At 51.8% G+C, this 10,130-nt stretch carries 9 protein-coding genes; 6 read left to right on the top strand and 3 right to left on the bottom strand.

The window, feature by feature from the left end:
• Positions 1-299 precede the first annotated feature (299 nt).
• Positions 300-1,439, bottom strand: coding sequence for an N-6 DNA methylase (locus AB5Y48_RS20565; RefSeq protein WP_368165591.1), 1,140 nt, complete (start codon positions 1,437-1,439; stop codon positions 300-302).
• 73 nt (positions 1,440-1,512) lie between these two features.
• Between AB5Y48_RS20565 and AB5Y48_RS20560 the strand changes: the two genes are divergently transcribed.
• Both AB5Y48_RS20560 and AB5Y48_RS20555 read left to right on the top strand, forming a co-directional pair.
• Positions 1,513-3,210 carry a zinc ribbon domain-containing protein gene (locus AB5Y48_RS20560; protein WP_227094787.1) on the top strand — a complete coding sequence of 566 codons (1,698 nt, stop codon included), beginning with the start codon at positions 1,513-1,515 and terminating at the stop codon, positions 3,208-3,210.
• A complete protein-coding gene (locus AB5Y48_RS20555; RefSeq protein ID WP_368165590.1) occupies positions 3,210-4,097 on the top strand; it encodes a hypothetical protein in 888 nt (295 codons plus the stop codon). The genes AB5Y48_RS20560 and AB5Y48_RS20555 overlap by 1 nt, the downstream gene beginning before the upstream one ends.
• 121 nt (positions 4,098-4,218) lie before the next feature.
• On the opposite strand, the gene cysS is transcribed toward AB5Y48_RS20555, so the two are convergent.
• Positions 4,219-5,595: a cysteine--tRNA ligase gene (cysS, locus tag AB5Y48_RS20550; RefSeq protein WP_368165589.1), complete on the bottom strand. Its 1,377-nt coding sequence runs from the start codon at positions 5,593-5,595 to the stop codon at positions 4,219-4,221.
• A gap of 200 nt (positions 5,596-5,795) precedes the next feature.
• Here cysS and AB5Y48_RS20545 point away from each other — a divergent pair, with 200 nt between their 5' ends.
• Genes AB5Y48_RS20545 through lpxH form a run of 3 tightly spaced genes read left to right on the top strand, consistent with a single transcriptional unit; the run spans position 5,796 to position 7,632 of the window.
• Complete coding sequence (locus AB5Y48_RS20545) at positions 5,796-6,293, top strand: peptidylprolyl isomerase (protein ID WP_005353568.1); 498 nt, start codon at positions 5,796-5,798, stop codon at positions 6,291-6,293.
• On the top strand, positions 6,293-6,901 hold the full coding sequence (locus tag AB5Y48_RS20540; protein WP_368165588.1) for a DUF4269 domain-containing protein: 609 nt from the start codon (positions 6,293-6,295) through the stop codon (positions 6,899-6,901). Before AB5Y48_RS20545 ends, AB5Y48_RS20540 begins: the two co-directional genes overlap by 1 nt.
• Positions 6,898-7,632 carry a UDP-2,3-diacylglucosamine diphosphatase gene (gene lpxH / locus AB5Y48_RS20535; RefSeq protein WP_368165587.1) on the top strand — a complete coding sequence of 245 codons (735 nt, stop codon included), beginning with the start codon at positions 6,898-6,900 and terminating at the stop codon, positions 7,630-7,632. The genes AB5Y48_RS20540 and lpxH overlap by 4 nt, the downstream gene beginning before the upstream one ends.
• 13 nt (positions 7,633-7,645) lie before the next feature.
• Here the strand turns inward: lpxH and AB5Y48_RS20530 are convergent, their stop codons facing one another.
• Entirely contained in the window at positions 7,646-7,834 is a 189-nt protein-coding gene (locus tag AB5Y48_RS20530) for a hypothetical protein (protein ID WP_050666753.1), read from the bottom strand.
• A 254-nt stretch (positions 7,835-8,088) separates the two neighbouring features.
• Here AB5Y48_RS20530 and AB5Y48_RS20525 point away from each other — a divergent pair, with 254 nt between their 5' ends.
• Positions 8,089-10,089 carry a methyl-accepting chemotaxis protein gene (locus tag AB5Y48_RS20525; RefSeq protein ID WP_368165586.1) on the top strand — a complete coding sequence of 667 codons (2,001 nt, stop codon included), beginning with the start codon at positions 8,089-8,091 and terminating at the stop codon, positions 10,087-10,089.
• Positions 10,090-10,130: the final 41 nt, after the last annotated feature.

Below are 10,130 nucleotides of genomic sequence, written 5' to 3'. Positions count from 1 at the left end.
GCAAAGAGCTGACCCAGCAGCAAAATCCGGCTCTCGACCCACTCCCGCCGGTGGGCATAGCTCTGCCCACTCTGGGCATCGAGACCACACAGATATGCTCGCCTGACACAGCGCGCGACACAGTGGTAGTAAGGCGTATCCGCCAGGCTCACCTGGCTACGACGAGGCAGAGGCATCACACACCTCCCGCTTCAACAAACATTCATCAACTGTAGAGCCGGACTCCCAATAACCCCAAACAATGATGGGTGTCCATGTTAATTCATGTTAATTGTTAATTCATGTTAATTTACCCTTCGCTAATCGACCATACGAGCATCATCAGGACTGATGGAAATAATGAACTCATTAATACTTTTAATAGAAATATTTTTTGCACAAGTGCCTTTAACATGTTTTTCTAACCACCGATCACGATTTTTTGACCATTCATAAATAAATTTCAACTTCAATCTTTCACTAACAAATCTTATTACAATAATGCAATCACTAATTATTATCTTACCTTCACTCAAAAAAACCGTTTTACCAACACTTCTACCAACCCTATCAATTAAAATATCTCCAGTAATTGCGTATTTGAAACCAACCAACTCTCTCTCTATATGAGGATAAATGACGGTTGAAAAATCTTTTATTTCAGAAAAGGTATGATGAAACTGAAAATTGGAATCTCTACATTGCTTACTAGATGTTGAGCCTCTAAAAATGGTAACTCCATCTATTTTTTTTGATTTATCTTCTTTGTATAATGAAGATATATTAAATGTACCTGAATATTGTTCATTACAGCTATTGTACTTTACATAAAATGCTGTTTTATATTCATAGTGAGGTTTTGTTTTTCTAATGTAAAGAATATATGTTTTCGCTTCCGTTTTTTTAAAAACACCATGCTCTAATTCAACTACGCCCTCAAGTTTAAAAGAAGTAAAAAGCTGCTCTCGAAATCCAGATAGCGATGCTGACGAGACGATTAAATCAGGAACAATAATAGCCAGCAATGCATTATCTTTTAATAAGGATATGTTTTTTAAAATAAATAAAACCTCAAGCCTTATTTTCTTACCTTTATAAAAGAATTTCTTAAAATCATCACCTAATATATCTAACGCCCGCTGATCAAGGGCGCCATTTGAAAATGGAGGATTGCACACAGCAAGATCAAAGGATGCATTCTTGACAGAAATGTTTGGATCTAAAGCATCACCACAGATATGTATATCTTCTGGATATTTAACTTCTAATTTTTTTATATTTAAAGGATCTAAATCTACACTTGTAAAAGATACATTCTGACTTTTATCTTTGATTGGTGCAATTAATGCACCCTCACCAGCACTCAACTCTATGCAGCTTCTAACGTCACTCAAATCAAGCATTGATGCTAATAACTTGCTGGTGTCGCCTGATGTGTAATACTGATTTAAATCAACCACGTTCTGTGATAACCTAATGATAATAATAACGTATATTACAACCTAACCGATTAAAGGTAAAGAGATTAATACGATGCATGAACAACTAGAAAGGGATTTGGCATTCTTTGATAGTAGTGAATATGAGGAACGAGCAGACTATTTAAGCGAAGAAGAACTGACAGATTGGACAGCAAACAGTGAGCATTTCGTTAGAGTCCAGAAGAAGCTTATTCAGGTTGGCGCAAAGCTGATAACCGGCCCGCGAGGAACAGGTAAAACACATCAAATGAGATGTGCCTTCAACTATTGCTTAGGAAACAAAAGCTTTCCTTTACCTATATATGTTACTTTCAACCATTATTTGAGGCTTGAATCTTACCTTCATAACAAATCAAATGCCTTGGATATTTTCCATGCTTGGGTATTGTGTAAAATTTCTTATGCCGTAATGCAAGAATATCAAGTAGAATTTGATGCTAAATGCTTAAACATTACGAAAATAAATGAATTCCTTAAAGATGTAGAAAGAAATAGATACGATGAAAGATATAGTGAGATAATAACAACAATAAACATTTCCCTAACACAGGATATTATTTATAGAGCAATTGATAAAACGGGTAGAAAAAGATCAATCCTTTTGCTTGATGATGCAGCATTGACCTTAACACACGACTATATGGTTGAGTTTTTTGACATATTCAGAAGCATAAAGAGCATAAAAATCTCACCTAAAGCTTCTGTATACCCAGGGACAACACAGTATGGACCAAGATTTCATATTGGCCAAGATGCAGAACAGGTGTCAATATGGATGAACGTTCAAGATAGAGATTATACGACCTTCATGCAATCGATTATCGACAGTCGATTTAGCAATAGAATTGATATCGATGACGATATAAATAAGTTATTAATGTTCGCTTCTTTTGGCATCCCGAGATCTTACATTTCATTAATTAGAACGTACATTGAGTCTGAAAAAAACACCACTCAACAAAAAATAAACTATGTTATTCAAGAAAAATGTGAAAATATTATAACTGAATACAATTCAATATCAGAAAAGATAAAGCAGTATGGTAGCTTTATTAAGATTGGCAACGTTTTTCTAGAAAAAATTATAACTCAAATCAAAGAGTACAATTACAAAAACTTTGATGAGAAAGGAATTGAATACAAGAAGACCATCACTGTTGGAATAGAAGATATTGATGAGAAAGCAGAAAGGATGATAAAGTTTTTAATAGAGGCTGGACTTCTGTTTGAAATGCCCACTGTATCTCACGGAACAGACCGAAAGCTCAGACGATTTGTTCCACATCTAGCATTACTAATTAATGAAAAAGCCTTAATAAAAAGTAGAGGTTTTAATGTTAGGAAGCTAGTTGAAACGTTAGAGTCACCATCTGAAAAACACCCATTAAGACGAAAGTTTAATAAAATACTAACCCCGGATATCATATCAAAAATTAAGCTTGATCTTCCCGAATGTAGTAATTGTGGTGCATCACGAATAGCTGATGGGCAAAAATTTTGTCATATATGTGGAAAGGAACTAATCGATAGCTCAATCTTTAAAGAATGTATGACTAAAAAACTATCTGAGTTACCTTTTACAGCCTTTCAACATCGAGTAATAAAAATTTCGAAATTTAAGACGATTGAAGATGTCCTGATCTCAGATAATGCTATTGAGGAGCTTAGGAAAGTAAAGCGTGTAGGCCCTAAATATGCCGAGAAGATTGTAAACAAAATCAACTCATGGACAAACGAGTTCTTATACTAATGGCTAAGAATAAATTTAAATATCCAATCTCAGGTTCAAGAAGCACTACGACTTTACGGTCTCATGAGTTATTTGATACTTCATATGAGGAGCCACAAAGATCTCCCATCGATATCTATCAATCCAGTATTTTAAGTTACAAAAAATTGATGGGCTGCTTTACTCTAGACAACACATCTGGGATATATATTTCATTAGCTGAATCTAGGAATTCAGAATGGGATAGACTAGCAAATTTATTGATTCTTGGTTTCATTTCATCGGTCGAAAGTTATGTAAGATGTCTTATCAGAAAACTACTATTACTTGATAGCGCATCAAGAAAAAAAAGTTACAATAGAGAGCTAACATATGGCGCAGCTATGCATCATAATAAAGAGTTGATGCCAGAAGCATTAATGGAGGGATGTTCATTCCATTCAGCATACAATATTAAAGAAACTATAAAAAATATGACTGGCGTTAATTTATTAAATTTAAACCAAGATCCAGAATTAGACACCGCATTTAAGGATTTTGATTTTATTGCTGAATTGCGCCACTGTGTTGTACATCGCTCTGGATTATTTGGTTCAAATAATGCGCTATCATTAGGCCTTGAAGAATATAAATATTTTTTGGAAAAACCAATAAAGCTGGATGTATTGGTAATACAGCAAGCGGCGAATGCATGTGACACTCTAGTTAAAGAAATAAATGATAAAATGTTCAGCGAAATACTATCTAGAACAGTAAGCGAATATTCATGGAGCGGGGATTTACGAAGTGACAGAAAGTATTTTGATAAGTATTTTTATTTATTTTCACCAGCATCTGAAATTAACTCAAGAACTGATTGCTATAATAAATTTAGAGATGCTTGCAATTTAAAATATAGAAATAAATAGACTGTTAAAAATATAAAACGATTCAATCAAAAATGTTCTCTCAATAAAACCGCAGCCCAAGGGCTGCGGTTTTTTATTGGCTCAACCTGTTGGCACCAGACACCAACAAGGCCAACCGGCCTTAGGCGCGGCGCCAGCTGGTCTGGCCGGCGCTGTCTTCCAGCACGATACCCATCTCGGTCAGACGGTTGCGCGCCGCGTCGGCGGCGGCCCAGTTCTTGTCGACACGGGCCTGATTACGCTCGGCGATCAGGCGCTCGATCTCGGCCACCTCGTCACCGGCGTCATCCCCCTTGAGGAAGGCGTCGGCGTCTTGCTGCAAGATGCCGAGCACGGCGCCGAGCTCACGCAGGCGGGCGCCCAGGGCGGCGGCGACGGCCATGTCTTCACCCTTCTGGCGGTTGATGTCGCGCACCAGATCGAACAGCACAGAGTAGGCCTCCGGGGTGTTGAAGTCGTCGTCCATGGCCGCCTTGAAGCGGGCCACGGCCTCTTCACCACCGGCCGGGGCCACCTGCGGCAGGCCGCGCAGGGCGGTGTAGATGCGCTCGAGCGCCGCGCGCGATTGCTTGAGGTTCTCTTCCGAGTAGTTGAGCTGGCTGCGGTAGTGACCCGACATCAGGAAGTAGCGCACGGTTTCGGCGTCATAGTGGGCCAAGACGTCGCGGATGGTAAAGAAGTTGCCCAGAGACTTGGACATCTTCTCTTTATCCACCATCACCATGCCGCTGTGCATCCAGGTGTTGACATACTCGCCGCCGTGGGCGCAGCAGGACTGGGCAATCTCGTTCTCGTGGTGCGGGAACTGCAGATCCGAGCCGCCGCCGTGGATGTCGAAGTGGTTGCCCAGGTGCTTGGAGTTCATGGCCGAGCACTCGATGTGCCAGCCGGGACGACCCGGACCCCAGGGGCTGTCCCAGGTCGGCTCGCCGGGCTTGGACATCTTCCACAGCACGAAGTCCAGGGGGTTGCGCTTGGCATCGACCACATCGACCCGGGCGCCGGCTTGCAGTTGCTCGAGATCCTGACCCGAGAGGCGACCGTAGTCGGCGTAGGAGTCGACGATGAACATCACATCGCCGTTGTCGGCCACGTAGGCGTGACCGCGATCCAGCAGCAGCTGCACCATGGCGATGATCTCGCCGATGTGGGCGGTGGCGCGCGGCTCGATGTCCGGGCGCAGCATGCCGAGGGCGTCGAAGTCGGCGTGCATGTCGCCGATGAGGCGCTCGGTCAGATCGTCACAGGTGACGCCGGTCTCGGCGGCGCGCTTGATGATCTTGTCGTCCACGTCGGTGATGTTGCGGGCATAGGTGAGCTCGAAGCCTGCGTAACGCAGATAGCGGGCCACCACGTCGAAGGCGACGAAGGTGCGGCCGTGGCCGATGTGACAGTGATCATAGATGGTGACGCCACACACATACATGCCCACCTTGCCCGGGTGGATGGGTTTGAATTCTTCTTTTTGACGAGTGAGTGTGTTGTAGATCTTCAACATCGCGATCGCTGTCCTTCGAGGGAAATGGTCCGACATTCTAACCCCATCGGGGGGATAAAACGAGCCATCTCCCCGCCCCTGCGGCGCCCCGTTGCCCACGCCTTAATCAGTCGACGGTTCAAGCCTTTGCCCGTGGCCTGCCATGGGCTAGAATTGCCGGCACTCGATAACCCATCCCATCAATTCAAAAGGACGCCGTAATGGTCACTTTGCACACCAATTTCGGGGACATCACCCTGACCCTGTTCGCCGACAAGGCCCCGGAGACCGTCGCCAACTTCCTGCAATACTGCCGTGACGGCCACTACGAAGGCACCGTATTCCACCGTGTCATCGACGGCTTCATGATCCAGGGCGGCGGCTATGCCCCGGGCTTCGAAGAGAAAGATACCCGCGCCCCTATCAAGAACGAGGCGGACAACGGCATCTCCAACAAGGTCGGCACCGTTGCCATGGCGCGCACCATGGATCCGCACTCTGCCACCGCCCAGTTCTTCATCAACGTCAACCACAACGACTTCCTGGACTTCAAGTCTGCCACCACCCAGGGCTATGGCTACTGCGTGTTTGGCGAGGTGAGCGAAGGGATGGATGTGGTCAACAAGATCAAGGGCGTCAAGACCGGCAACTACGGCCGCATTCACCAGGACGTACCGGTTGAAGAAGTGCTGATCACCAAGGTGACCGTGAGCGAGTAATGATCGCCACACCCCTCAAGACCGCGGCCTCGGCCGCGGTTTTTCCCTCCGATGCCAACTGGCGTCGCATCGACTACCTCGCACTCGGCAATGCGCGCCAGCAGAGCGCCTTTCGCACCCTCACCCGCTCTGGCTTCTGGCCTGCCCTGCAAGGGTGCGGCGAGTGCGCCTTTATCAGCACGGTGGCCATTGGCCTCGACAGACCCGGCTCGGATCTCGATCTGTTGAGTGGCGCCGATCCCGAGACCCTGGCCCGCGTTCTCGCCCCCTTTGGCCCCCTGACCCTAACACCCCACGCCAGTGGCGCCAGCTTGCTGCACCTCGAGCTGGACGATGGTGAGGGGCACAGCTGGCCCATCGAAGTGTTCGCCACAGCGCAGCCCCTGCCCGAGTGCAATGGCTGGCGCCACCTGGTCATCATGGGACGCCTGCTGCACCTGCTGGGTGAGCCGTTCGCCGCGCAGATCCTGGCGGCCCGCCAGCAAGCCGGGCTCAAGGGTGAGGCCGCCATGGCCCACGCCCTGGGACTCGACGGCGATCCCTATCAGGCCATGCTGACCCTTGAACCTTACTCCGACCCGGCCCTGCTCGCCCTCTGGACCCCATGACGACCCTCTTTATCAGCGATATCCATCTGACGGCCGAGCGCCCCGACATGACCGCCGCCCTGCTTGCCTTCTTGCAAGGGGAGGCCAGGCAGGCCGATGCCCTCTATGTGCTGGGGGATCTGTTCGAATTCTGGATTGGGGACGACGATCCCAACCCGCTTCATCAGGCGCTGGCCGATGCCTTTGCCGCCCTGCCCCGCGCCGGCGTGCCCCTCTATTTTGTGCACGGCAACCGCGACTTTCTGTTAGGCCAGGCCTATGCCCGCCGCGCCGGCATGACCCTGCTTGGCGACCCGACCCTCATCAATCTCTACGGCGAGCGCACCCTGGTGATGCACGGGGACAGCCTGTGCACCCTGGATGCGGCCTATCAACGCTTTCGCCGCATCACCGGCTGGCCCTGGCTGCGCTGGTTGTTCCTGCGCCTGCCGCTGGCCCGGCGCCAGCGCATCGCCAAGAAGCTGCGCGGCAACAGCCAAAAAGAGAGCGCCTACAAGAGCCAGGCCATCATGGATGTGACCCAGGACGCCGTCGAGGCGCTGATGCGCGAGCAGGGCGCGACCCTGCTTATCCACGGCCACACTCACAGGCCCGCCATCCACGACTTTACTCTGGATGGGCAGGCGGTGCGGCGCATCGTGCTGGGGGACTGGTTTGAGCAGGGCTCTGTGCTGGTGTGCCGGCCCGGCGAGGCGCACCTGGAGCGCCGTCCTCTGCCGGGGATCACCTGAGCCAGCGCCGCCGTTAGCGCGCGATAAGGGCCTTGAGCAGGAGCAGCAGCTCCTCTTCGTCGCGCGGCTCACGGGGCAGCTCGAGGCGAGGTGAGGCCCCGCCCATCAGCATATAAACCCGGGTGGTGCAGTGGTCATAGTGGTACCACTTGCCGTCGATGCAGAGATCGGTATAGCAGCGCGGATCGCGTTCGAGTTCCATCTCACTTCTCCCTTTACAATTTGGCAACATCCTCTTCGACCCTAGTGCAGCCTCTGCTGCACCGGTTTGATCCAGATCAAGACCATTCCGAATGGGCCAGCTTTATCCCCGTATGAGTCTACACCTCCCCCTCCCTTCCTCACAAACCTGAGGCGGATCACAAGGCGCCCTCGCCGAGTGCAACAGAGCCCTCACCTGGGAGTACTATCCTCACTAAAATGAGAAGCCTGCCCAAGCAGGCACGAGGAGTCGTCATGAAATGGATTTTTACACCGGCCATCCGACTGGGTAACCGGCTCTCCTTCAAATACAAGTTCCTGCTCTGGTCTTGTCTGATGCTGCTGCCGCTCGCCTACGGCATGATCAATCTGCTCGGCCGGCTGCAGGCCGAGAGCGAGCTGGCCCGCACCGAGCTCTCGGCGGTGGCACGACTCGCCCCCCTGCCCGACATAGAGTCGGCCCTGCTCACCCATCGCAATCTCAATAGCCAGCGCTTCTATGACAAGCCTCCGGTGAGCGGCGATGCGCTCAGCGCCTCGGCCCGCGCCGTGGACGAGGGGCTGGCCCGTTTTGGGGAGCCGGGCAACGGCGCCTTCTCCTCCCTGCAAAAAGGGTGGCAAGCGCTCAAGGAGAGCCTGGCCAACATAGAGCCGCTGCAAAGCGACCTGCGCCACGATCGTCTGTTGGCCGATCTGCGTCGCCTCTACAAGGGCGTGGCCGCAGCAGGCAGCCTTACCCAGGATCCGTCTCTTGGCACCTACTACATGGTGATCTTGAGTACCGATCGCCTGCCCCAGCTGCGCGATCTGCTGGGACAGGTACGCGATCGAGGTGGCGCCATCGCCGACTTTGGCCTGTTCCAGGCCGAAGGCTATGGCAGCCTGCGCTTTCGACTCGATCTGATCCAGGCCACCACTCGCGAGCTCGAAGAGGATCTCGCCCTGCTCTATCAGATGCAGCCTGCCTACCGGGATGCACTGGGTGCCCAGACCGATGCCCTGCTCGGTCAGGTGCACACGGCCCTCGATACCTTCGAGAGCAAGATGATGAAAGATCAACTAATCCAGCTCACCGCCCCTGAGGTGCTCGCCATCGGGGATGGCCTCGACCAGCAGATAGCGGCACTGGAGCAGGCGGTGCGCGAGCGGCTGGCAGAGGATCTGACCCAGCGCCTGGCGGCCAACCAGCGCCTCTTCTGGTGGACCGTCGCCCCCCTGGTGCTGGTGCTGCTGCTCTATCTCTATCTGATGACCGGCGCCTACCTCTCCCTGCGCGAGACGGTCGGCCGGGTACGCGGGGTGGCGGCCCGGGTCAACGCCCAGGATCTCAGCCAGCAGATCCCCGTGGTGGGCAGCGACGAGCTGGCGGCCATCAGCCGCGACTATAACGTCACCCTGGAGACCCTGCGTGCCCTGATGGCCCAGGTGCGCGAGAGCGGCCTGGCGGTGGAGCAGAGCGCCAATGCCATCGAGGAGCAGACCCGCCACTCCCAGCAGGTGATCGCCGCCCAGCAGGGTGAGACCCACCAGGTGGCCACCGCCATCAAGGAGCTGGCGGCCACCTCCTGCGAGATGGCCAACAACGCCCAGCAGGCGGCCCGCATGACCGAAGAGACCCAGCAGGTGGTGGGCCAGGGTGAGAAGATGCTGGGGCGCACCATGGTGAGCATCGAGCAGATCGACAAGGAGGTGGGTCAGGCTGCGGCCACCATCAACGAGCTCGACAACCGCTGCGAACAGATAGGCAGCGTGATCGGGGTGATCCGCGGCATCGCCGATCAGACCAACCTGCTGGCTCTTAACGCCGCCATCGAGGCGGCCCGGGCCGGGGAGCAGGGGCGAGGCTTTGCGGTGGTGGCCGACGAGGTGCGCTCCCTGGCTAACCGCACCCAGGCCTCGACCGTGGAGATCCAGCAGATGATCGAGCAGTTGCAACAGGGGGCCCGCGCCTCTGTCGAGACCATGACGTCGGTCAGCGATCAGGCCGGCAGCGGCGTGGCCCTCACCCGTGAGGTACAGCAAGCCTTCTTGGCCATTACCGGCAAGGTGGACCAGATGGTGGAGAGCAACACCGTCATCGCCAGCGCCATCGAGGAGCAAGGCGCCGTGGTCGGTGAGCTGGAGCGCAACGTGGTGCGCATCTCGGACGGCAGCAACGAGGCCCTGAGTGTGGCCAATGCGGCCCGGGACGGCGCCCGCCACATCCATCATCAGAGCGGCGAACTCAAGGCCATGGTGGAGCGTTTCATCCTCTAGGGCAGGCCATTGTTGGCATATGACAGATTTCCCTGCCAAGA

Source organism: Aeromonas sp. R6-2 (assembly GCF_040908155.1).
Lineage (GTDB): Bacteria > Pseudomonadota > Gammaproteobacteria > Enterobacterales > Aeromonadaceae > Aeromonas > Aeromonas schubertii.
The sequence above is the reverse complement of the archived record's forward strand: the minus strand, read 5'-3'. Positions and strand labels throughout refer to the sequence as shown.

Bases quoted from the DNA above. Each gene is read 5' to 3' on its own strand.
- AB5Y48_RS20555 (WP_368165590.1), top strand. From the start codon at position 3,210: ATGGCTAAGAATAAATTTAAATATCCAATCTCAGGTTCAAGAAGCACT.
- AB5Y48_RS20545 (WP_005353568.1), top strand. From the start codon at position 5,796: ATGGTCACTTTGCACACCAATTTCGGGGACATCACCCTGACCCTGTTC.
- AB5Y48_RS20560 (WP_227094787.1), top strand. From the start codon at position 1,513: ATGCATGAACAACTAGAAAGGGATTTGGCATTCTTTGATAGTAGTGAA.
- AB5Y48_RS20525 (WP_368165586.1), top strand. From the start codon at position 8,089: ATGAAATGGATTTTTACACCGGCCATCCGACTGGGTAACCGGCTCTCC.
- AB5Y48_RS20540 (WP_368165588.1), top strand. From the start codon at position 6,293: ATGATCGCCACACCCCTCAAGACCGCGGCCTCGGCCGCGGTTTTTCCC.
- AB5Y48_RS20530 (WP_050666753.1), bottom strand. From the start codon at position 7,834: ATGGAACTCGAACGCGATCCGCGCTGCTATACCGATCTCTGCATCGAC.
- cysS (WP_368165589.1), bottom strand. From the start codon at position 5,595: ATGTTGAAGATCTACAACACACTCACTCGTCAAAAAGAAGAATTCAAA.
- lpxH (WP_368165587.1), top strand. From the start codon at position 6,898: ATGACGACCCTCTTTATCAGCGATATCCATCTGACGGCCGAGCGCCCC.